Annotated in this window: 16 protein-coding genes; 4 read left to right on the forward strand and 12 right to left on the reverse strand. The window is 69.1% G+C overall.

The genetic code is table 11. The features are described from left to right. Positions 1-12: 12 nt before the first annotated feature. From U7230_RS09090 to U7230_RS09110, 5 genes are all read right to left on the reverse strand, one after another. Positions 13-984, reverse strand: a complete 972-nt coding sequence (locus U7230_RS09090) for a PorV/PorQ family protein (RefSeq protein ID WP_324715529.1) — start codon at positions 982-984, stop codon at positions 13-15. Positions 985-1,027: 43 nt separating this feature from the next. Beyond that, positions 1,028-3,538, reverse strand: coding sequence for a S8 family serine peptidase (locus U7230_RS09095; RefSeq protein ID WP_324715530.1), 2,511 nt, complete (start codon positions 3,536-3,538; stop codon positions 1,028-1,030). Between the two features lie 345 nt (positions 3,539-3,883). Next, positions 3,884-8,905 carry a hypothetical protein gene (locus U7230_RS09100; RefSeq protein ID WP_324715531.1) on the reverse strand — a complete coding sequence of 1,674 codons (5,022 nt, stop codon included), beginning with the start codon at positions 8,903-8,905 and terminating at the stop codon, positions 3,884-3,886. Between the two features lie 170 nt (positions 8,906-9,075). Next, positions 9,076-9,477, reverse strand: a complete 402-nt coding sequence (locus tag U7230_RS09105; RefSeq protein WP_324715532.1) for a hypothetical protein — start codon at positions 9,475-9,477, stop codon at positions 9,076-9,078. Between the two features lie 143 nt (positions 9,478-9,620). Beyond that, the gene (locus U7230_RS09110) at positions 9,621-10,427 is read right to left on the reverse strand and encodes a ZIP family metal transporter (RefSeq protein ID WP_324715533.1); all 807 of its coding nucleotides are present in this window, start codon (positions 10,425-10,427) and stop codon (positions 9,621-9,623) included. Positions 10,428-10,896: 469 nt separating this feature from the next. Between U7230_RS09110 and ade the strand changes: the two genes are divergently transcribed. The 3 genes from ade (at position 10,897) to U7230_RS09125 (ending at position 14,419) form a co-directional block, all read left to right on the forward strand. Then, a complete protein-coding gene (gene ade / locus U7230_RS09115) occupies positions 10,897-12,717 on the forward strand; it encodes an adenine deaminase (RefSeq protein ID WP_324715534.1) in 1,821 nt (606 codons plus the stop codon). Between the two features lie 10 nt (positions 12,718-12,727). Continuing rightward, entirely contained in the window at positions 12,728-13,390 is a 663-nt protein-coding gene (locus U7230_RS09120; protein WP_324715535.1) for a nucleotidyltransferase family protein, read from the forward strand. Positions 13,391-13,474: 84 nt separating this feature from the next. After that, positions 13,475-14,419 carry an alpha/beta hydrolase gene (locus U7230_RS09125; RefSeq protein WP_324718219.1) on the forward strand — a complete coding sequence of 315 codons (945 nt, stop codon included), beginning with the start codon at positions 13,475-13,477 and terminating at the stop codon, positions 14,417-14,419. On the opposite strand, the gene U7230_RS09130 is transcribed toward U7230_RS09125, so the two are convergent. The 7 genes from U7230_RS09130 to U7230_RS09160 all read right to left on the reverse strand — a co-directional run bounded on the left by U7230_RS09130 (position 14,406) and on the right by U7230_RS09160 (position 22,248). Then, on the reverse strand, positions 14,406-15,464 hold the full coding sequence (locus tag U7230_RS09130) for an N-acetylglucosamine kinase (protein ID WP_324715536.1): 1,059 nt from the start codon (positions 15,462-15,464) through the stop codon (positions 14,406-14,408). The genes U7230_RS09125 and U7230_RS09130 overlap by 14 nt on opposite strands. Beyond that, the gene (locus U7230_RS09135; RefSeq protein ID WP_324715537.1) at positions 15,461-16,300 is read right to left on the reverse strand and encodes a carbohydrate ABC transporter permease; all 840 of its coding nucleotides are present in this window, start codon (positions 16,298-16,300) and stop codon (positions 15,461-15,463) included. Before U7230_RS09135 ends, U7230_RS09130 begins: the two co-directional genes overlap by 4 nt. A 70-nt stretch (positions 16,301-16,370) precedes the next feature. Beyond that, positions 16,371-17,321 (reverse strand): carbohydrate ABC transporter permease, encoded by a 951-nt coding sequence (locus U7230_RS09140; RefSeq protein ID WP_324718220.1) that lies wholly within the window; start codon positions 17,319-17,321, stop codon positions 16,371-16,373. Between the two features lie 70 nt (positions 17,322-17,391). Beyond that, a complete protein-coding gene (locus U7230_RS09145; RefSeq protein WP_324715538.1) occupies positions 17,392-18,741 on the reverse strand; it encodes an ABC transporter substrate-binding protein in 1,350 nt (449 codons plus the stop codon). 153 nt (positions 18,742-18,894) lie between these two features. Beyond that, positions 18,895-20,241 carry an exo-beta-N-acetylmuramidase NamZ family protein gene (locus tag U7230_RS09150; RefSeq protein WP_324715539.1) on the reverse strand — a complete coding sequence of 449 codons (1,347 nt, stop codon included), beginning with the start codon at positions 20,239-20,241 and terminating at the stop codon, positions 18,895-18,897. Positions 20,242-20,348: 107 nt separating this feature from the next. Further along, positions 20,349-21,332 carry an N-acetylmuramic acid 6-phosphate etherase gene (gene murQ / locus U7230_RS09155; protein ID WP_324715540.1) on the reverse strand — a complete coding sequence of 328 codons (984 nt, stop codon included), beginning with the start codon at positions 21,330-21,332 and terminating at the stop codon, positions 20,349-20,351. A 25-nt stretch (positions 21,333-21,357) separates the two neighbouring features. After that, entirely contained in the window at positions 21,358-22,248 is an 891-nt protein-coding gene (locus U7230_RS09160) for a MurR/RpiR family transcriptional regulator (RefSeq protein ID WP_324715541.1), read from the reverse strand. Between the two features lie 269 nt (positions 22,249-22,517). Here U7230_RS09160 and U7230_RS09165 point away from each other — a divergent pair, with 269 nt between their 5' ends. After that, positions 22,518-23,600, forward strand: a complete 1,083-nt coding sequence (locus tag U7230_RS09165) for an ABC transporter permease (protein WP_324715542.1) — start codon at positions 22,518-22,520, stop codon at positions 23,598-23,600. Positions 23,601-23,604: the final 4 nt, after the last annotated feature.

Consider the following 23,604-nt stretch of genomic DNA (forward strand, 5'->3'; position numbering starts at 1 on the left):
TCGACGGCCTTCTCAGAGGTCGACGGAGAGCGACAGGCGGTGAGAGTCCGGAAGGGCCGGGTGCATGAGGTACGCGTAGTCGACCTTGACTGCCCCGAGCGCCACCCCGGCCCCCAGGCTCACCTGGCGCTCCCCTCCGGGGGCGAAGGCCACGCCGCCTCGCACCGCCAGTTGTCCCACCCATGCTTCGGCGCCCACCCGGGTGGTCGCATCCTCGAGGCCATGGTCGCCCGCCACCAGCACCGGCCCCAACCGCACGGCGGCTCCGATGGTCGTGGCCGGGTCAAGCGGGTCTTCGACGCCGTCCTGGTAGCGCACCACGCCGATCGCCCCCGCCCGCAGGTTGCGGCGGCTGATCCCCACCTGGGCCGCTCCCGCCTCGACGAGCAGGCCCACGTCGGCGGTAAACGCCTGGCCCTGCACGTCGGCCACGGCCTGCCGGTAGTAGCGCGCCGCCCCGCCCGCGTAGAGCGTGGCGCCGGCCGCTCGCGCCACGGCGGCCGCACCGCCGAGAGCCACGGTCAGCTCCTGATACCCGGCGGCGCCGCCTGCGGGCAGGCCGTACTCGTCCGTTCGGTCGACGGCGCTCGTGGTCAGCGAGCCGCCCGCCGCGAAGCCGGGGATGCCGCCGCTCACGGCGACGTGGTCGGCCTCGCCGAACGGCCGGGTGTACAGGGTGGTCACGTGGGGACGCCTCACCAGGGCCAGCGCCGCCGGATTGGTGAAGAGCGTGGCGGTCTCGTCGACAAGGCCGACCGATACGCCCGCCATGCCCAGCAGCCGGGCGCTGTACCCGATGCCCCCGGCCGCCATCGTCTGGGCGTAGTCGGCGGCTCGAGCCGCGGCCGGCCAGGTCATCGCCGCAGCCAGGGCCAGGAGCACCGCCGCTGTCAGCACGGGCGGGGCGTGCCGGGTCGCGGGCGGTGCCACGGGCGGCCCACCCGCCGGGTACCCCTTCCGCTGCCGGCTGTCATGCGTTCGCATCCTGGGAATGCCTCCTCTCTTGCTGTCCGCCGGCGCCGGCGCCTCAGCGGGCGACCAGGAGCTTGCCGGTACTCGTGCGTTCTCCGGCCTTGAGCACGAACAGGTACATCCCCGTGGCCAGGGGCTGGCCCGAGGTGTTGGTCAGGTTCCAGTGGACGAAGTGGGAGCCGGCCGTCGAGGGCAGAGGTTGCTCGTAGACCCGCTGGCCGGCCACCGTGTAGACCAGCAGCGTGACGAAGGGGTAGTCCCGGTCGAGCGAATAGTAGAAAGTGGCCACTTCCCTGGCCGGGTTGGGACCGACGCGGATGGCGAACTGGCGCGGCGACACCTCGGCGGCGTAAGCCCGGTCGGCCGAGATCTTGCCGTAGCCCCACACCACGTTGGGCGTGACGCCGGTGTAGAGGTCGGAACGGGCCGTGCTCGTCAGCAGGTCCCGGACGTCCGGCGTGGTGAGCCCGGGCACCGCCTGCAGCATCTGCGCCGCCAGACCCGCCACGTGCGGGGCGGCCATGCTCGTGCCCTGAAGCGACAGGTGCTCCCGATCGGGGACGACCAGGTACTGCGGGCCGAAGGTCGAGTTCGTCGCCGCGTACAGGTCGGACTCCTTCGCGGCCGTCGCCACGATCCAGGAACCGGGCGCGCTCACCTCCGGCTTCTGGCGGCCGTCCCGGGTGGGGCCGCGGCTCGTGAAGGGAGCGTAGCTGCCCACGGGCTCGGTGCGCGGCACCACGACGTTGCCGTTGATGCTCTGCCAGCGATCCCGGGTCATGTACGCCCCGACCGTGATGACGCCCTTCGCCACGCCCGGCGAGCCGACGGTCATGTTGGGGTCGGCGTACTGCACGTCGAAGGTCGCGTTGCCGAAGTAGATCCAGCCGTCCCAGCGGCCGGCGGGGGAACTCGCCCCCGGGCTCACGGTGAGCGTCCAGGTGCCGGTGGCGGCGTCAGCCGGACAGCCCGGTGCTCCTTGCGACCCCAGCACCTCGATCTCCACCTGGTTGGCCGTGGTTTCGGACTGCACGGACCCGATCGACGCCAGGGCCGGCGGGCCGTTGGAGACCAGGATGCATCCGTCGGGAGTGACGACCGGTGCTTCCGGCTCAGTCCCCCAGGCCGCGCTATACGTGTGACCGCCGGGCGAGGTGAGGGACACGGTGAACCGGCTGGCCTCCGGGTACCAGAGGGAGATGGCATACCCGTCGGGGTCGGGCTGGTTTCCCGGCGTCGAGGGGTCCGCGTCAGGCAGCGTCAACCTCGCCGACGTAGCCGGCCCGCCCGCCGTCACCTCGGCGCCGGCGTGGATGCGGTCGGATCCCTCGTTGCCCGCCGACACGACCACGATGCGCCCGGGCTTGCTCGCCAGGTTGGAGACGGCGAGGTCGAAAGCCTCCGTCCCGTCGTGCGGCCCGAACTGGCCGCCCAGGCTCAGGTTGACCACGGCAGGCCGGCCCAGCTCGTCGGCCTTCCGGAAGATGTACGCGACCCCGTCCACGATGTCGGTGTCGTGGAGGGTCGTCCGCACCATGATGATGTCGGAGTCGGGCGCCATGCCGACATAGCGAGCCGGGTATCCGGCCGGCTGCGAGCTGCCGTCGGAAGCCTGGATCCCCGCCACGTGCGTGCCGTGCCCGTAGTCGTCGACGGCCTTGACGATGGCCCGTGGGTCGTACGCATCCCTGACGCCGCTGGCGATGTCCTGCTCGATCTGCGCTTTCGTGTACTCCGTGCCGTAGTCGAACCCCGCCGGCGGGTTGTGGGGGCAATCGGCCGGCGCGCACGGCATCGGCCAACCCGCCCCGAAGTAGCTGATGCCGGGCATTTGGTCCCAGATGAACAGAATTCGTGACGCCAGCTCCTCCTGATCGCCCGGCCCTTTGGGGGCCCGGAAGTCTTTGTGCAGGTACGAGATGCCCGTGTCGACCGCGCCCGAAATGACGCCCTTTCCCCGCAGGAAAGGCTGCATGGTCTGCAGCACCTGCGCGCCGATCTCCGGCACGCTCCGATCGAGCGTCAACCGGACCCGGCGCCCGAGCCGGATGGCCTGCACCCCGGGCGCGTCCTTCAGGCGGCGAATCTGGTCGAGGGTCAGGTGGGCGGTGACCACGTTGCCCGCCACCGTATTGGGACGGGCCCCGACCGAGGCCAGCACCCCCGGGTTGTCGGTGATGACGAAGACTCCGAACCGGTCGGCGGGCACTCCTCTGGACGCCACGCTCCCGGCACCCGCTCCCGAGGGCTTCAGGCCCTGACCCCCCGCGGAGCCCTGGGATGGGACGCCCGGCACCAGCATGCCCGTTTGCGAAGGCCGGAACATGGGAACCGTGACGGGCCGGTTGTCCCGGTACACCGCAAACAGGCCGGCGAGCGGCGCCAGATCGATCTCTTTCTCCTTCTCCGCCTGCTTGAGGAGCCACTTGAGCGCCGGGTCGAGCCGGGCACCGCTCCGGCTCCCTGTCGCGCTGCCCGGCGCCGCACCCGCAGCGGCGGCCACGAGCAGGACGATCAGCAGCAAGCCGGCTGCCAGGCCCCAGAGCTTAGACACCCGTAACGTCACAGATCGAGCCTCCCTTCCCGTGCCTGCGCTCGTCCCTTCCCACGCACGCGGCAGTCTCGCTTCCCCCGGCTGGCCCACCCCCTCCTACCGCCGGCCCCGCGGCCCACGCGCGTCGAGCGCCCGTCGCAGGCGTGAAAGGCGCGAAAACGCGGGGTGCCGTTCGTGGCGGGGGACCACGCGAAGTTGGAAACGCTTCCTGGAATTAGGCTCCGGTACGATCGAATCCTTGACGGCAAACGTCGAATGGAAACGAGTTGAATCGAAGAAAGAAGAGGGCCGAGCTGCCATACTTGGAAGCATGGAACCTGGGTTGGGGTTTGTTTCGTTTGCTGGAAAGGAGTGAGCTTAAAACGTGGCCTGCACGAAAAGGCGTGCCCACCCCGCCTGGAACGGAACGGGGTCTCCGGCGGCGATCGAGCCCGTGCTCATCCAACTCGGGGGTTGTTGCCCGCGGGCGTAGCCTACCTCCAGCCCGCCGCTCCACCGGGCCGAGAACCGGTAGCCCACCTGGCCCGACACTTCGAGCCGCCACTGGGGTTTCGGCGCCGCCCCCGCATCCCACGCCTCGCCCCGGGCACCGCCGGTCGAGGCAGAAAAGCGCCACGGCCCCTCCGGCTCCCATGCCACGGAGTGACTCCACTCCACGCTGCGGCTGCCCTTTGCGGCCGTTGGTTCGCCGGTCCAGCGCACTCCGAGGCGTGTCGATTGGGGCCACCGGGTCATACCTTTCCACCCGAGCCGCAGCGTGGCGGCGTACGTCTGCGTCGTGGCCTGGCGCCCGTCACCGAGGGTGGTGACGTGGCGGGCGTCCCGGGAAAGGGTGAGGGAAGGGTCGACCCACGCAAACGCCTCGGTGCCGGCCGTCAAGGACAGCCGGTCGTCCACGGCGCGCCGCGCCCCCGGAAACTCCGCCTGCTGGTACCGGCGGCTCGCATCCAGCGTCAGATTGAGGGAGGCAGGTTGCCACGTGGCCTGGAGGCTGCCGCCGGCGCCCGTGGTCGTCGCCCGTGAAAGCGGCGAACCTGTATAGGCCCATTCGATCCGCCCGGCCGGGGAGAACGTCCACGGCCCCGCCGCCAGCGTGGGCGCAGCGAGCGACACCCGGGCCTGCCGCTCGAGGCGGTCCGGGGTCACTCCCCGGTCGGTCACCTGCCAGCCCGATTGCTGGCTGAGGTCGAGCGTGGTGCGCACCAGGCCCAGGTTGCGGCTGGCGGTGGCTCCCAGCTGCAGGTCCTGGGCGCCCTCGAGGCGCGACGCCGCCGCCCCGTACGCCCAACCTGCGGGAGCGTCCAGGTCGTGCACCCTGAGCGGATAGCGGAATCGCACGCTCAGCGTCACGTCCTGCGCGGGAGTCGCCGTCAGGTCGGCCAGCAGGTTGTGCGCGACGTACCCGGCCGCGCCTGCTTCCCGGTAGCGCAGGTTTTCGTACCCGACCGCCGCGACGAGGCGCCGGTCCCAGAAGCTCTCCTGCAGCTGGACGCTCCGGCTCGAGACCGTCACCTCCCACCCTGCGGCCGCCTCGTCCCGGTCGATCCGGTCCCACCGCACGCTGCCCCGCAGCTCGGGCGGGCCCATCCACGTGGCGGGCGCCGGCACGGGCAGCGTCCACGTGACCGTGGCCTCGTCGGTGAGGGTGCGCCGGATGCGCCGGACGCTCGTACCCGGCGACTCGCCCGGCCCATCCGGCTCCTGGCGGGCAAGTCGCGGGTCGGCCGTCCGGCGGTCGGCATGGCTCACCTCGACCCCCACGCTCTCCCCAAAGCGGTGCCGCACCGCGACGTGCCACGCCTCTACCGCCCGGCGCTCGACGTCGTTGATGGCGAGAAACGGGGCGTCCATCCGCTCGTACCCGGCCTCCACCCCGCCCTGCGGCCAGGCGTAGCCCAGGTCGAACCGGCCGGCGAGCCCGTCGTAGACGGCGCGCCGCTCCGGGTCCCGGTATCGAGCGGGATCGCGGGCCGGCAACGCCTGCTCGGAGGGCAACATCTCCCCGGCCAGCGGCTGCGGCGCCGGCGGCGGGTCGACCGCCGGATCCAGCGTGAACAGCCCGGGCTGTCCGGCGTCTTGCGCCCGGGTCGCCACCCAGAGCTGCAGCGAGGGCTGTCCCGGCGACCCGGCGCCGGCCAGGACGGTGCCGGCGGCCGTGACCGGGCCGGCCATCGCCGGGTCTGCGCTATAGGTGACCGCGGGCAGGCGCCCCGGCGCGCCGGGGTCGATCCCGTACAGCCCCCGGTCCGTGCCCACCCAGAGCTTCCCGGACAGGAGCCTCAGGGAGCGCACCCTACCGGCCACCCCGCCGACCTGGGAACTCCCCGTGCTCCCCCGCCCGCCCGCGCCGGTGGGCCCGCCCTCCGGGGCCACGTCGAGCCACTCCAACCCTGCTTCGCCCCCGGCGAAGATGCGCACGTGCAGGCCTTGCGTGGAACCCTGCGAGCAGTCCAGACAGACCGCCGCTACCCTGTCGACCGGCCGGCCCTCGAAAAGGACGTGGGTGCCTGCTCCCCACCCCTCATCCAGGCCCCACAGGGGGATCCACAACACACCGCCGGGACCCGCCGCGAGCAGCGCGGCGGCCGCGGGCGGCGCTCCCGGATCGTGCGGTCCCACCGGGGCGAAGGCCAGCGACCGGAAGCCGCCCCCGGGCCACGGCGGAAGAGCGGCAGCGTCCAGGCCGTGCCAATCGGCCAGGCTCGTCGCGTTCCACTCCCCGGCCCCCGCCCAGGCCAGGCCTCTGGCCGTCGCCACCCAGACGGAGGGCTTGTCCGCCGGCCCATGGGCTACCCGGCTCGCAGGCGGCGGCGCGACCCCGACGTAAAGCACGTCCCGCACCTCGTTGGACGGAAGCCCGCCGGACGCGTAGCGGCGCAGGTAGCTGGTCGCCTTCTCGAAGCTGGCGGGACCCTGCCCGGCGTCGACGACCGCCGTAAGCCCGGACTCCGTCCCGAGCAGCCACGCATCGACCGGGCCCACGGGGTCTCCCAGGCTTCCGTCCGACACCGTGCCGCGTGCGGCGCCCGCGACGGCCAGCACGTTGGTCCCGCTCAACCCGGCCCCCGTGTCGTACCGCCGCCATGTGCCCTGCATCACCTGGCCCGCAGCGTCCAGTGCCCCTACGGTGAGGCCCGCCCGGTGCCCGAGCAGCACGTAACCGCCCCACCCGCCGCCGGATACTCCCCCCGCAATGGCCTGCACCTCGTTGGCCTGCGGCTCCCGCACGTTGTCGTCGAACGGGAAGACGTCGTGCGACCACGCTGTGTCCAGCTCCGCCCAGAACCCCTGCTCCGGGCGCACGCCCTGCCATGCCCGGTAGCCTCCCACGAGGGCAGCGACCGTGTGGGAGTTAGGCATGGTGCGGGCCCGATCCGGTTCGACCAGCGGCCGTGGCTCGTCCCCGGCGAACAACAGCTCGCCCGCCACCCGCCATGCATCGCCGGGCTTCCATCCCGCCCTCACGCCCAACACGTTGCGGTTGTACTCGGTGGTGGCGCCCGGCCCGCCCCGGAAGTACTCGAAGCGCACCTCGATCGTGTCGGCAGGGCCTGCATCCCGAAGCAGCACCAGCACGCCGGTCTCGTAGTCGATGGTGTAGTCGACGTCCCGGCGCAGTTGCTGGCCGTTGAGCCGCACCTCCTCGCTCCCGGCCGCCACCGAGGTGCCGAGCGCGTAGAACCCCCCGGAGACGCGGTAGCGGTACCGGGCCTGCAGCGCCCTGAAGCTCTTGGCCAACGCCTCGATGGTGCCGGGCACCCCGCCGATGGTCGCCGGGAAGGCAACCTTCAACACGCCCTGCTCGGGGAACACCATCCACGAAAACCCGTACGTGTCCGCCGGCTCGACACTTCCTTCGGGCCGCTCCACCTCGACGACCAGCGAATCCTGTTGCAAAGCGGCGTTGCCCGTCAGGTACAGCACAGAGGCGGGCGTGCGGGCAGGGTCGGGCGCCTTCGACCGGTCGAAGGCGCCATCGGGTGCGACCTCGAGGTTGGCGGTGCCCGTGCCCAGGTACTCCCGGTAGTCCGGGCAGGTGCCGAGCCAGGAGGCCCCCACGGGACCGCTCGCGCCCGAGCCCGACAGGGGCGCCATGGCGCTGCTCCATCCGGAAGCGCCGGGATAGTCGCCTGCTCCTGCCTCGATGCGGTAGTACTGGCGCACGAGCGAGAGAAACTGGCGCTCCAGGTCGCTTCCCCGTACGAACGGGTAGGTACGCCGGCCGGCGCCTGACAGGCGGTTGAGCTCGTTGTACCGCTCGATGAGGAGCTCGACGTGGGAGCGCAGGAGGTCGAGGGTTTCGAGCTGCAGGAGAACGTAGCCCCGGGGCGACGTTCCCTCGGGATTCGCCACTGCCGTGAAACGGCCGGAGTCGAGCGGGAAGAACGCCCGGGCGACGTCCTCGGTCGAAAGGCCGGGCGGGGGTAGCTGGGACGGCGGAGCGTACGGCTGGGGCTTCAGGACGCCGCGCGGCGCGCTGCCCGGCCCGGCGTCGACCAGATACCCCAGCCCGAAGTCGTCGAGAAGCTGCTTCAACGAGGAACGGCCGTCCCTCGTCTCCCCGCACCCGGCGGCAGGCGCCGAGTCGGAGGGAATGAGCCATACCTTCATGAAGTCGGGGTCGAAAGCCCGCGCCAGGCGAAAGCCTTGCGCGCCCCTGGCGTCTGCGACCAGCGCCACCCCCTCCCGCGTGGGGGCGTACGAAGGCGAGAAGGCCGGAGGAGCGGCGGGCACCCACCGGGTGGTATCCTCGCTGTTCGGGCCGTAAAACGTCTTGGTCGCGGGAATCCCCCTGGCTCGCCCTGCCAGCGCCCCCAGCTCCCAGGCTCCCCAGCGAGCCTCGACGCTCAACCCTTTCAACGTGGCCGGGCCGGCGGCGTAACGGCTTTCGGATCGAAGCCGGACGTCCCCGAGGTGTGCGGTGGCGGGGCCCCAGGTGAAGTCGATGCCGATGAGCTGGAGGTTTTCGCTCCGCACGTTGTCCAGGTCGGTCGACACCTTGACGCCAGGGGCCACGTCGCCCTCGAGGCGTAACCGGAGCTGCTGTTGGAAGGTGGCTTGCCGGGCGGCGTAGCCCTCCTGGCCCAGCAGGCCTGCCGCGTCGCCCCAGGCGACGCGCACGTTCCACAGGCTCTCCCCCGAGGCACGCAACGACGGCGAGAAGCCCCCGGCGGAGGGCTGCTCGGGCTGGGAAGCAGCGGGTTGCTCCGGCGGGACCTGCGCCTGCTCACCCGGCGCCACGGGCCCGAGGGGCAGGGCATGGGACGGGGCATCCCGCACGAGCACCCCGATGATGGCCAGATATGCGGCAAGAAGCGCCGGCTTTGCCTTCCTGCAGGCAAGACGGACGAGGCGTGCTCGCGCGCACCAGGGATGCACGGGTGCCGCGCCTTTCCGGGAGCTCGTGCCAGGTCTCACAGCTCCGGCTTACCGGACGTCTCGGAGGATCTCGTCTCCAGGAATTCGGCACGAGGTACGCGCGACTGACCGTGACGCGCCGCACCCGTCCCCGCTCACTCTCTCGCCCACCACCAACCTACTCCGCCCGTCTACCCGGCGCCGTCCCGGATTCGCCCGAGGGTGTCGACGATCCGGTAAAGACGCGCCTCTACGTTTCGGGGTTCTGTGCGCTCGTCGCCCGCTTCGCTGGCGCGCAATGCATGGCAGGCCCGCGCCAGCTGGCGGGCGATGTCGGTCAGTTCCGCCACGACGCCCTCGATCTCGTGGCTGGCTTTGGGAACGGGCTGCTCGTGCGCACGCGGGAGGTAGTACCCGCCGCCGGGGCCGCGCCTCACGGCCACCTGGCCCTGGTCGACGAGCATCCTTGCTTGCATGCGGGCGTAGCTCCAGCATACGCCCAGCGCCTCGGACAGTTCCTTGGAACAGATAGGGTGACTGTACGAGGCATGGCGAGTTCGCAGGTATTGCACGATGAGACGCTGGAGGGTCACCCCCCGTCACCCCCGTTCGAGCCTCGCGCAGTGGTCGTGCCGGCCACAATCGTACCGAAGGCCCCTGCACCGGTCGCCATGGCAGCTGTCCAGAGGGACATCGGCCCGGCGGCCCATGAAATCGAAGCACCGCTCGACCCGGCTCACGTGCCGCCTGCCCACACCTCGACGGCTAGAGCTGCGGCCAGGCCGAGGCCTGCCCCGACCGCGCCCCATCCGGGGAAGGGTTGGGCGACGAGTTCGGGCAGCATGTCGGTGGCCACCACGTACAGCATGGCTGCCGCCGCGCCCGCGTGCGCGGCCGGCAGCCACCCGGGCGCAGAGACCAAAGTCAGATAGGCCGTCGCCGCGGCCAGGGGTTCTACGAGTCCCGCCGCCGCAGCAGCAGCCCATGCGAGCCACCGGTGCACGCCGGCCGCCCTCAGCGGCACGGCCACGGCCAGCCCCTCCGGCAGGTTGTGGGCGCCGATGGAGACGGCCAGCATGGCCGCCCGAACGGGAATAGGAGCGGCGTAGGCGGCGCCGACGGCGAGCCCCTCGGGGATGTTGTGCACCACGATGGCCGTCCAGAGCAAGAGCGCCCGGCGGGCATGTTGCCGCCGGGCGCTCGGGGGTGGCCTGCGCCCCTGACCAAGAACCGCCCGCCGGACGACCCGGTCCAGCCCCCACATGGCCACCGTGCCGCCCAAGAGCCCCCCGGCCGCCTCCCCCGGCCCGGTGTTGAGGGCGGGCACCCCGAGCCCCCAGATGGAGACGACGGTCATGACTCCCGCGCTCACCCCCATGGCGAACGACCGCACGTCCTCCGGCAGCCGGGCAAACGCCACCGCCGGCAGGGCCCCCACCGCCGTCGCCAGCCCTGCAGCCAGGCTGGCCCACACCACCTGCACCCCGTGGCCCTCCCACGCGGAGGTGTACGCGGCGAGGGCGACGAGCAGTACGCTCCGCAAGTGCCACCCCCGCCGGCGCAGGGGCGGGACTTCACCGGGGCGGGGCCCGGTGGCGAGCGCGAGCAGGGGCGGCCCCGTCTTCCGACGAACCCGCCCCCACTCTCTCCGCTCTGCTACGCTCGCAACGCCTGGACTCCGCTGCCGCCCGGAATAGGACTTCGTACCGGGACCTGCGATGCATGACTCCGGCCCTATCCCACCCTAGGGCTACTTGGATTTGCCTTCTCTGTCAACGCCTGTGGGAGGGCATGCTAGTGCACTGGATACTCATTTTCAGCCGCTCTCCTGCCGGCGCTCGGCGGCACGTTACATACGGTGTCACTTCGGTCCCGTGCGCGCTCCGAGCCCGAGCGCCTCGACCGGGGTATCCTCGCGGGCGAGGCCCTGCCCGTCGGCGGCCGGGGACGAGCCGGCAGGGACGTGGTAGAGCGTTCCCTAATCCTCTGGTCAAACGCCGAGGAGGTCGACGATGGCAGGCAAAGCAGGCTGGACGACGCCGGAAGGCCCGGCGGCGCCCTCGGGCTCTCCCGGTGGCCCGCTGGCACCGGAGGAGGTACGCAAAGCCGTCGCCGTGGCGGCCGGCCGCGAGGCAGGCAGCGTGATGCTGCGGGGCGTCGACGTCGTCAACGTCTTCACCGGGGAGATCCTCCCCGGGCCGGTGGTGTTCGCCGGCCGCCTCATCGCGGCCACCGGCGAGCAGGCCGCCCGGTCGCAGGCCCGTGAGGTCGTGGAACTTCCCGGAGGGCTGGTAGTGCCCGGTTTCGTGGACGGGCACGTTCACCTGGAGTCGGCGCTGGTGGAGCCTCGGGAGTATGCGAGGGCCGTCGTTCCTCGGGGTGTGACCGCCGTGGTCTGGGATCCTCACGAGTGGGCCAACGTGGTGGGCAAGGTCGCCTTCGAGGCGGCGTCGGCCTCCACCCGGGGCCTGCCGCTGGACGTTTTCCTGACGGCGTCGTCCTCGGTGCCCGCCAGCCCCCTGGAGACGGCGGGCGCCTGCCTGGGCGCCGGAGATCTGGACGAGGCGCTCGCCATGGACGGGGTCGTCGGCCTCGCGGAACTGATGAACTTCCCGGGCGTCGCCGCCGGCGACGAGCAGGAGCTCCGCAAGATCTGGATGGCCGAACGGCGGGGTAAGGTCACCGACGGGCACGCTCCGCTGCTCGGAGGCCGGGCACTTTCGGCGTACGTCGCCGCGGGCGTGGCCTCGGACCACGAGTCCGTCTCCTTGGAGGAGGCCCGCGAGAAGCTTCGCCTCGGCATGATGGTGTTCATCCGGGAGGGTTCGGCGGCGCGTAACCTGGCCGACCTGCTCCCGCTGGTCACCCCCCGTACCAAGGACCGGTTCTGCCTGGTGACGGACGACCGTCATCCGCACGACCTCGTGCGCGAGGGGGGCGTCGACCACGCCGTGCGGAAGGCGGTCGCCCTGGGGCTCGACCTGCCGACGGCCGTGCAGATGGCAACGCTCAACCCGTGCCGCTACTTCGGCCTGCGGCGCCGAGGCGCCGTGGCCCCGGGGTACCGGGCGGACGTGGTGGTGCTCGATCCGGTCGACCTCTCCGCACGGGCCGTGTTCAAGGATGGCAGGATGGTGGCGGCCCACGGGCGGCTGCTGGTGGAGGTCGACGCCCCCACCGATCCCCGGCTGCTCCACACCGTCCACCTGCCGCCGCTGAGCCTGGAGCGCATCCGGCTGCCGCGGGTCGAAGCCGGGGCGGTGCGGGCCATCGGGCTCCTGCCGGGCCAGATCGTCACGCGCGCACTGGCCGTGGAGCCCCCGGTCGTCGACGCCCAGGTGGTCGCCGCCCCGGAGCAGGACCTGGTCAAGCTCGTGGTCATCGAGCGCCATGGGCGCAGCGGCGGCATCGGCGTCGGGCTGTTGCAGGGGCTCGGGCTCAAGCGAGGGGCGCTCGCTTCCACGGTCGCCCACGACGCGCACAATCTCATCGTCGCCGGCGTATCGGACGATGACATCCTGGCCGCGGCCCGAGCCGTGGCCCGCAGCGGCGGCGGCTTCGCGGCGGTCGAGGGCGGCCGGGTGCTGGCGGAGTTGCCGCTGCCGGTGGCAGGGCTCATGTCGCAAAGGCCGCTGCCGGAGGTCGTCGAGGCGCTCGACCGGCTGGAGCTGGCAGCCAGGAACCTGGGCGTCCAGCTCGCCGCGCCGTTCATGGCGCTGTCGTTCATGGCGCTGTCGGTGATCCCCGAGCTGAAGCTCACCGACCGGGGCCTGGTAGACGCCTCCGCCGGCCAGGTCGTGAGCTGGGCAGCCGGCCCGGCGGCCCGGGGATGAGCAGGGGTACGTGGGGTCGAGAGAGGAGCAGGTGCGTGCCATGCCGGCCGAAGGCCAGGTTTGGGCCGTGGTGCTGGCCGCCGGGGAAGGGCGCCGGATGCTGGCGGGTCGCAGCACGCTGCCCAAGCCCGTTTTGCCGGTCGAAGGCGAGCCCATGGTGCGCCGGGTGGTACGCCGGGCGCTCGAGGCCGGAGTGGACGGCGTCGTGGTGGTGGCGGGGGCAGCCGCCGGGGAGGTGCTGGAGGCGTTGCACGGCCTCGACGTCGAGCGGCTGCGGGTGCTCTACAACGCCGACTGGCAGCGAGGCATGAGCACGTCGCTTCGCGCCGGGGTGTTCGCGCTGCCCGCCGAGGCCGCCTGCGCGCTCGTCCTGCTGGCAGACCAGCCGGCCGTTACGGGCGAACTGTTGCGGAAGGTCGTCGAGGCGAGCCGTGGTGCCCCGGCTGCAGCGTGCCGCTATCCGGGGGGCCACCTGGGACCCCCGTGCGTCCTGGATCGTTCGACGTGGCCTGCCTTGCGGGAGATCGCGGGCGATCAGGGAGCCCGCAAGGTGCTCGCGAGCCTGGGCGCCCGGGTGCAGGCCGTCGAAGCGCCCGAGGCCGAGCTGGCCGACGTCGACACCCCCGAGGACCTGGTGCGCGTGGCGCCGGGCAGCTCTCACCAAGGGCCGTAAACCCCCTGGCACTATTAGGTCCAGATGCCCGAGGCCGATTTCCAGCCCTAGAGGCGTGCAAGGAGGGGTACCATCGTGTCCAGCATGAGAGACGGGCGGCTCCATCCGATCTCCTACAGTGCGTTCCACTTCCTCGTCGGAGGGTGCCTGGCAGTTGCTCTGGCCGCATCGGGTGCCGCCTTCGCACCCGCTGTCCGGGCCTCGGCCGGCCAGGCTCCCCAGCCGGTTGCCGTGAAGGAATCCCGCGTCGGCATCCCGCATGGCGACCACGAGATCCCCGCCGTCTTCACCGAGCCGGCGGACCCTCAGGGGGCAGTCCCGGCCGTGCTCCTCATCCACGGTTTTGCGAGCCACAAGGACGAGGTTGGCAACTTCTACAAGAGACTCGCTTCCCAACTCGCCGCCCACGGGGTCGCTTCGCTGCGCTTCGATTTCCCGGGATCCGGCGACAGCACGCTACCGTTCGAGGTCAACACGGTCGCCCTGCAGGTAGCCGAGGCGAGGCGGGCGTTGGAGTACCTGGCGTCGCGCCCATCGGTGGATCCTAACCGGATGGGGATCGTGGGGTTCAGTCTCGGCGGGATCGTCGCGGCTGCGGTGGCAGCGGGCGATACTGCCGTTCGGGCCCTGGCGCTGTGGTCCACTCCTGGTGACACGCCTGCAGCCTTTGCGGACCTGTACGCCCGCTACTACCAGGCGTCCATCCGGAGCGATGCCGTCGAGGCCGATCTCGGCTTTCGCAAGGTGCACCTGAGCCGGGCGTTTTTCGATAGCCTCTTCGCGTCGTTCCCTCTCCACGACATTGCCGGGTACCAGGGGCCGCTACTCGTCATCGCAGGCGAGAAAGACGGCGCCCAGCCGCGGTACGCCCGGGAGTTCGCACAACGGGCAGGCAGTCTGGACGTGACCCTGCGCATCATCCCCGGCGCCGACCACATCTTCAACGTGCTGACGCCGGACCAGGGGCCGTCGGACGAAGTCATCGAGCTCACCACCCGGTGGATGCTCGACCGCCTCACCGCGCGCTGAGACGAGGTACCAGCGTCCTGGCGCTCTCGCCGAGCACGGCCTCGAGCGCCAGCAGCACGGCACCGGCCACCGGCGGGCGCGGCGCGACCTCCAGGCGGATGTCGCGGCCGGGGCGCAACGCCTGCAAGCGTCTGGCCACCTCTGCGAGGAGCCACTGCGCGAGCGTGTCCGGCGACACGGCCAACTCACCTGGCGCCGTCCCCGCCGGAGGCTGCCCGGGATGACCTGCTAGCAAGCCGCCGCTCGCGTACGCCCGCACCGGCGGCGCCAGGCGCAGCCGGTCGTCAACGGCGGCCACGAGCCGGGCGAGCTCGCCGGCCGCCGCCCGCACGATCGCTTCCGCCACCCGGTCCCCGCCGCGGGCAACTTGGAGCACCCCGCGAGCCAGCCCGGCAATGCGCTCCCGGGGCGCGGCCCCCGAGTACACGGCGTCGATGATCGCCTGCGGCTCGATGGATCCGAGGCCGGCCTCGACCACTCTTGCGAGAGCGGTGGCAGGCCCACGCCCATCCGCCGCACGCAGTACGGCTCCGACCGCCCTGCGGCCGATGTCGTAGGCGCTGCCCTCGTCGCCCAGCAGGTACCCCCATCCGCCGGCCCGGGCTTCTCGCCCTTGCTCATCCATCCCGTACGCCACGGATCCGGTGCCCGCGACCAGGATGATGCCCGGCCCGCCGCCCGTGGCAGCCGCCAGCGCGATGCGGGCGTCGTGGACGACCCGTACCGCTTGCGCCGCCATAAACTCCCGGCGCAGGGCCGCCTCCACGGCCTCCCCGACCGACGTCCCGGCGCCACCTGCCAGGCCTACTACCACGGCCGCGATGTCGCCCGCCCGGGCTCCCGCCCGTTGGAGCGCCAGGCCCGCCGCTTCCCGTAGCGCCTCGACAGACCGCTCGGGGCCGATGGCCCGGGGGTTACTGGGCCCCGCCTCGCCGCGCCCGGCGACCGTGCCGTCGAGCCCGGCCACCCAGCAACGGGTGGAGGTGCCCCCGCCGTCGATCCCGGCCACGTACCCCGTCGAAGGCTCGCCGGGTGTCGGCCTCACCCCTTCACCCCTCCTAAGGTCAACCCTTTGATGAAGTAGCGCTGCAGCGATAAGAACAAGGCGATCATCGGTACCGCCGCCAGGGCGGCGCCGGCCATTTGCAGGCCGTAGTCCACCGTGTTCTCCTGTTGCAGTGTCGCGAGCCCAACTGGAAGGGTGAGCTTGTTCGTGTCGTTCAGGACGATCAGAGGCCACAAGAAGTTGTTCCAGTTTCCCATGAAGGTAAAGATGGCCAACACCGCTAGCGCTGGTGCCGCTAACGGCACAATGATCCGCGAGTAGATGGTGAAGGCACCTGCACCATCTATCCGTGCCGCATCTTCCAGCTCAGACGGGATGGTGAGGATGAACTGTCGCATCAGGAAGACGCCAAAGACGTCCGCAAGGGCCGGCAAAACCACGGCGTACAGCGTGTTCAAGAGCCCCAGGCGGCTCATGACAATGAAGATCGGAACGAGGGTCACCTGTCCGGGAATGATCATCATGGCGATGATGGTCCAGAAGATCTGGTCGCGGCCCGGGAAGCGCTTCTTCGCAAAGCCGTAGCCCGCCATGGAATCGAACAGTACGGTAAAGAAGGTCACTGTCGCGGCTACCACCGAGCTGTTAAGAAGCCATCGTCCGATAGGCCCGGCCTTCAACAGCCGAGCATAGTTCTCCAGGGTAGGGGGATTCGGGAAGAGCGCCGGGGGAAACTTCAGCACGGCGTTTTGCGCTATCAAGGAAGTGGCAAATAGCCAGTACAGTGGCACTAGAGCAAGGAAAGCATATGCGGTCAGGATGGCCAGGGCGATCCCTCGGGCACCCAGCCCTCGCCAGTCACGGTACGCCTTCATCGGACCATACCCCCGTCATACCGGTACACAGACAACTTTCCCATCAGAACCGCATGCAGACCCAGTCTCATCAGTACTGCACATCCCGAGAGAGCCAGCGGAACTGGACGACGGCAAGCGCGGTTACGATCGCGAACAGAACCAAAGCCTCTGCAGAGGCCTTTCCGAAGTTGAAGAACTGGAAAGCGCTGTTGTAGATCTCCGTCACCATGGTCGTGGTAGCATTCCCGGGCCCGCCACCGGTCATGATGAACACGTTGGTGAAGATTTGGAACGATCCGATTGTACTCATGACGACAATGTAAAGGGTCGTAGGCGTGACCAGGGGAACCGTCAACCGCCACCACTTCTGGAATCCGGAAGCGCCGTCAATCTCTGCGGCCTCGTAGAGCTCGCGCGGGATGCCGTTCATTGCGGCCAGATAAAGCACCACTCCCGCTCCCGGAGGCGAAAGGATGGCCATGAGAATGATGCTCCACAGGGCAATGTCCGGCGATACGAGCCACTGCACCTTGCCAACGCCAAGAAGCCCTAGCAGATAATTGAACAATCCGTAATCATAATCAAAGAGCCATTTCCATACGAGCGCCAAGACTACGGCCGAGGCTACTGCCGGCAGGTAATACGCGGCCCGATAGAAGGTCTGCAGCACATTGCTCAACGGCTGAATCAGGCTGGCCAGCCCCAGTGCAGTCATGACGGCTACGGGCACTACCACGGCGGTGTAGATAGCGGTGTTTCGCAAGGACAGCCAAAACACGTTATCATGAGCAAGCGCCCTGAAGTTCTCCAACCCCACCCATGTGGAGCGAAACGGCTGGACGTTTTCGAAGGCCATCTGGACTCCCATAAGCACGGGCGTCACCAAGAAGATCGCGAAGAGCACCAGCTTTGGGAGCACGAACAAGTAGCCTTCGAAAGCCTCGCGCCATTCTAATCGTGTCCACCATGGAAGACGCTTGCGCTGGAGTGTGGTCTGATCCCCCGCTAACTGGGGAGCGTCGCTTGCTCTTCCTTCCATCACGCTCGGCTCTTCTCCTAAGCCATAGGATAGCGCGAGGGGTGGGAAAGCCACCCCTCGCGCCCAGGTTCTATCGGCTGGCCTTCAGAATGGCATCGGCTGCCCTGGCGGCGTTGGCCATGGCCTCTTCCGCCGACTGCTTCCCAAGAATGGCCAGCTGGAAGTACGGTACAATCGCCTTGTCGACCTCGAGCCAACTTGGCGTGACCGGTGGGACGTCCAGCGTCGGCACGGCGTTCCTTAACGCCCAGCTCAAATAGGGGTCATCGGTGTAGATGTCCCCCACCGACCGGCGGGATGGGAACGTTCCGTAGTTCGTAAGGGCCTTTTGATTCTCCGGGCTGGTCAAGAACCGGCCGAATTCCATCGCGGCCTTGACGCGGTCCTTATCATCATGCTTGAAGACTACAAAGCCGCCCACGCCCTCATGCAACGAGATGGGACGGCCCAGCTTGCCGATGGGATAGTTGGCCACGGCGAAGGGGAAAGGCTTCGTCGCTTGCGGCGTACCCTGGAAGCCCTCAGTCTGGCCCTCAAGAGCCTTTTCGAGCTGACGGATGTAGAACGTACCCTGAGCCAGCATGGCCAGGTGTCCATCCGTGAACATTTTGGTCATGTCGGCGTCCTGCGCCGAACCCATGGCAAGAGGCGACACCTTGTGTTTCTGAACCAGATCGACAAGTTTCTGCAGCCCTGAAACTCCTTCTGCCGTGTTCAGCCCGAACCGGACCTCATCGGGTGACAGCAGCTGCCCGCCGTCCGAGAGGAGGACCCCGAACGCCTGGTAATAGAAGGGCTGCATGATCGCCCCGAAGCCGTAGACTTGCTGTCCGTTCTTGTCCTTGAAGGTCAGTTTCTTGGCGGTCTCGACGAACTCATCCCACGTCCAGTTGCCGTCCTTCGGCGGCTCAATGCCGCGCTCCTTGAAGATATCCAGATTGAGGTAAATCACGTAGGTGGTGGTAAACCAGGGCCATCCGTAGATCTTGCCCTGGTACGTGAACTTCTTGAGGGCCACCGGGTAGTAGTCGGCCCGATCTTGCGGGGTCAGATACGGGTCGATGGGCTCCAGAATACCGTACTTGGCCCATGTGGCCACCTTGGCACCGCCGGTAGCGATGTCGGGGAACTGGCGCGCCATGATGGCCGTGTCCAGTTTTGTGGTGGCGCTGGCCCAGTCGAGCTGCGTCAGCTTGATCTTAACGTTGGGATGGGTTTCTTCGAACGCCTGGATCATGCTCTTCTGCCAGTAATAGACGTCGCCGTTCACGGGCCAGGCGGGAGTGGACCACCAGCTCAGGGTGATTTGCTTGTCCGCGGCCTGGGAAGTGCCTCCCGTTAGCGCCAAGACTGCAGCTAACAACATCGCAGCCCCTACAACCCGCCCCAACGACGCCACCTTCGGTAGCAAGTGCTTCATTGTGGCTCCCCCTTCGATGGGCCTCGCGTCAGCCGAGTGTCTCCAGGATGCCGATCAGCACCGTAGGGTTGGATCCGTTACGTCAGTCCTCCTTCCCTTGTGCGTGTGACCCGGGCGACACCCATCCACCCTTCCCGCTCGTTGCCGTACCTGTCAGTCCTCCGGATACAGGAGGTAGCGGGAACGTAACGCTCGAAAGGCTGCGAGCTCTTCCGACCAGCCTGCCACGATCTCTTCAGCGACCTTACCGGCGTCGACAGCTTTGCGCACTCGATCAGATCCGGTCATCTTATCAATCCAATAGGGATGGACTGAATCTCCGAGGTCGACTTCCCAGCGGAACGCCGTCCCGTACAACTGCCGCACCGTAACCATCATGGCGACCGCCGTACGGATCGGATCATACGACCGGCGATCCGTTACGTAGACTTCAACTCCGTGGACCATCTGCCCTGCGTACTTACTGAACATGGGAGTAAACGCGGCCTCCCTGAAGGCGACGCCCGGCAACCGCAGACTGTTGAGCGCCGACGCCAACCGGCGGTCGAGGTAGGGAGCACCCAGCAGCTGGAAAGGCTTAGTGGTTCCTCGCCCTTCGGAGATGTTCGTGCCTTCGAAGAGGCCGCTTCCGGGATACACCACAGAGGTCTCCACGGTCGGCATGTTGACCGAAGGCATCACCCACGGAAGACCCGTATCTTCGTAATACATCCACCGCTGCCAGCCCTCCATGGGAACCACGCTCAGCTCGGCCCTGCGTCCTCCGGTCCGCTGAGGCACGAACCGGTCGTTGAAGAGCAAGGCAAGCTCGCCCGTGGTCATCCCGTGCCGCTGCGCAATGGGGTAACGCCCAACGAACGAACTGAAGGCTGGGTCCAGTACAGGTCCCTGCACGGCCAAGCCCCCGATGGGATTGGGCCTGTCCAGGACTACGAACGCAGTGCCACTCAGCGCTGCCGCCTCCATCGCATCCGCCATGGTCCAGATGTAGGTGTAAAAACGAGCCCCTACGTCTTGAATGTCGAACAAGACCACGTCAACACCAGCAGTCTGAAAGACCGTCGCTATCTGCTGGGGGCTCTTACCGTACAAGTCGTACACCGGGATACGCGTGACCGGGTCCTGAAAGGAGCCCTCCGAGCCGCCTGCTTGCGCGGTTCCTCGAAAGCCATGCTCAGGGCCGAAAATGGCGACCAGATCGACATCCGGGCGCAACCCAGCCAAGACATCGACGTCGCTCTCCAGATTGGGCAACACCCCCGTGGGATTGGTGATAATGCCCACCCGTTTACCCCGTACGAGGTCCAGACGCTGTTCCAGCAACACCTGTATCCCCGGCTTCACCCGCGGACGAAAGCCCAACTCGTCCGCACGAAAAGCCGTCCCGCGCATGGAGTCTCCCCCTGCTGTGAAGACTCGGGGGGCTGCGAGCAAGACCGTCACCGCCACAACCGCTACAGTGGTCAGAGCGACGACGTACGCGTCGAACTCACGCCTCATCGGAAGCCCCCGGAACAACGCCCGCACCCGCGCTCTCTCGCAACCCCTCACGACCACCTGATGTTAGGTTCGTCGACCGGTGTTGGTGCTGTCCCTCCAGAGTCTCTCTACCTGCCTTCGCCTTCTGCGGCAGCGTGCTCACCTTGTCGACCGGCCAGTGCCACGGCCTGCCGTACCCACCCATCGGCCTGGCGCAGCAGGGCCCTGGCCTCGTCGGAAGCGACGCCCGCCAGGAGCATGACGATCGCCGTCTTGACCTCGTGACCGGCCGCCTCGAACGCCTGCGCCACTTGCTCTTCGGGCGCCCCGGTCGCCTGTTGGATGGCACGCAGGGCGCGCTTGACCAGCTTGCGGTTGGTCGGCCGCATGTCCACCATGAGGTTTTCGTACACCTTGCCGAGCCGCACCATGGCGGCGGTGCTGATCATGTTGAGCACCATCTTCTGGGCCGTGCCGGCCTTCAGCCGCGTGCTGCCGGTCAGCACCTCCGCCCCCGGTACGGGCAGGATGGCCACGTCCACCAGCGGCTCGATCCCGGCCGGCCGGTTGCAGGCCACACCGATGGTCACGGCGCCACGCTCCCGGGCGCCCCGCAGCGCGCCCATCACGAACGGCGTGTCGCCGCTGGCGGCAAGGCCTACCACCACGTCGCCCGGCTTCACCCGCTCCAGCATGGCCTGCCGCCCGGCTTCCTCGTCGTCTTCCGCCTCTTCGGCGGCGGCGCGCAGCGTGCGCTCCCCGCCCGCCAGGACGGCCTGTACGGTGTCCGGCTCCACCCCGAACGTCGGCCGCCACTCGGCCGCATCCAGGGCGCCGATCCGCCCGCTCGTGCCGGCGCCGACGTAGTAGACCCGGCCGCCGGCACGCAACCGGTCGGCGACGAGCTCCGCGGCCCGGGCAATCTCGGGCAGCACGGCACCGACGGCCCGCACCACTTCGGCGTCCTCCTGGTTCATGAGGGAGACGATCTCGAGGGCGCTCATCGTGTCGAGCCGGTAAGACTTGGGATTGCGGGCCTCCGTCGCCTTGGGGCTGTCCCAGGGACCGGGCACGGGCACGTGCGTGGCCGGCCGTCCCGGCGATGGCTCCATCAATGCGCTTCACCCATCCCATCCGTCAAGTATCTCGCCACGCCTTGCCTGGGCCGACGTGCTTCTCCTCCACGGCCTCTCGGCTTGCGAGCAGCCGCCGCATGGCGTCGGCGCCCCGCCGGATGGCCACGGCGATGAACAAGGCGTCTACCACCGCCAGCTGCGCCATGCGAGAGACAATGGCCCCGCTCCGAAACGGCGCCTCGTGCCCGCTGGTGAAGAGGGCGATGCTCGCCAGCTCGACGATGGGCGCGTCCATGCGGTGGGTAATGCACATCGTGGTGGCGCCGGCCTCTCGGGCCGCGCGCAGCGCGTGCAACGTGTCGAGAGTGCCGCCGGAGTGGGAGATCCCGACCGCGACGTCGCCCTGCTCCAGCAGCGCGGCGAACGCCGACGCCAGGTGGGGGTCGGTGTAGGCCCAGGCGTCCATGCCGATGCGAGCGAACTTGTGCTGGGCGTCGAGGGCCACGAACCCCGACGCCCCTACGCCGTAGAAGTGGATGCGCCGCGCCCGGGCGAGGGCGTCGGCCGCTCGGTCCCAAAGCGGCGGATCGAGGAGCTCCATGGTCTCGTGGAGCGTGCTCGTGTAAGCCGCCAGCAGCTTGCTGCGAATGGTCTCCAGGGAGTCGGTCGTTTCGATCTCGCCGTAGACGGGGACCGGCCTCGGCACCCCGGTGCCCGACTCGAGGGCGAGGGCCAGCCGCAGCTGCCGGTACCCGCCGTACCCGAGCTTCTGGGCAAACTTCACGACCGTCGACTCGCTGGTGCGGGCGGCGGATGCGAGCTCCGTGACGCTCAGCGCCAGCGCGCGGTCGGGGTGCGCGAGCAGGTAGTCGGCCACCCGCTGCTCGGCGGGGCGCAGACCGGTGTAGACACCCCGGACCCGGGCCAGGCACCGCTCAGGTAACGGTCCCATCGCGCCCCTCGATCCTCCCCGTTCGGGACGGCTCGAAGGAGCCGTTCGACGAGGAAGGAAAGATTCCTTCTGTAGGACGAGTCGTGCGGAAAGTTATGTTCCCGGACAAACCCGCCCGGCGTTGCCGAGCCCGCCTTCGCCGCTACGCCGTGGCCGCTCGCGTAGCGGGTCCTCTTTGCCGGAGCTGTCGGGACGTGGTAGGATAGCGGCAGGCCCCGACGGCCGCGGGGCGATCGATGGCCGTCGAATGCTGTTCCGGGGGGTCGGGCATGAGTGCCGCCACCGTCACGGTGCGACAAATCTGTAAGCGCTATCAGAGCCTCGGCTCGGTCCGTCTACGCCAGCTCGGGTTCGTCGCCGGGCGGGCCCTCAGGGCGCTGGCGACCGCTGTTACCGTGGTCACGCTCACGTTCTTCATCATCCGCCTCATGCCCGGCAATCCCATCGAAGTCTACGTCACCCAGCTCATCGCCCAGTACGGCATCCCGTACGCCGAGGCGCTCAACCAGGCAGCCGCCCTCTTCTCCCTCGACCTCCGCCAGCCGTTGTGGCAGCAGTACCTGCACTTCCTCGGCAACCTGGCCTCCGGCAACCTGGGCACGTCGTTCCTGTCGCCCGGCACGCCGGTCACCGTGATCCTCGGGCGTTTCCTGCCGTGGACGCTCCTCAGCGTGGGCACGGGGCTCCTCTTGAGCTTCACGATCGGCATGGGCCTCGGCATGGTGGTGGCCTACCGGCGCGGCTCGTGGCTCGACCAGGTACTCTCGTCGGTCGCCTCTTTGATGAGCTCCGTGCCCAACTACCTCATCGCCATGATGATCCTCGTGCTGCTGGGCGTGCAGTGGCCGGTGCTGCCCATCCACCAGATGCGCGGCGTGCTGTCGCCCGGGACGGTGCCGTCGTGGTCGGCGGCATTCGTCGGCGACGTGCTGTACCACGCGGCGCTCCCGATTGCCACTTACGTCCTCACCACGGTGGGTTTTTGGATGCTCACCATGAAAAACAGCACGTTGAGCGCCCTGGAGGAGGACTACGTCACCGTGGCCAGGGCCAGGGGGCTGCCGGAGCGGCGCATCCTCACCGCTTACGTGGGCCGCAACGCTTCGTTGCCGCTGTTTACACAGCTCACCATCGCGGCCGGGTTCGTGGTGGGAGGATCGCTTCTCATCGAGTACGTCTTCGTCTACCAGGGCATCGGCCTGTTGCTCATCAGCAGCATCAACCAGCGCGACTACCCGGTCATGCAAGGTGTCTTCCTGCTCATCACCATCAGCGTCATCCTGGCCAACCTTCTCACCGACCTCCTCTACTCGCGTATCGACCCGCGCATCCGCATCCAGGGAGGGGAGTGACGGC

The sequence above is a fragment of the Limnochorda sp. L945t genome (assembly GCF_035593305.1).
GTDB lineage: Bacteria > Bacillota > Limnochordia > Limnochordales > Geochordaceae > Carboxydichorda > Carboxydichorda subterranea.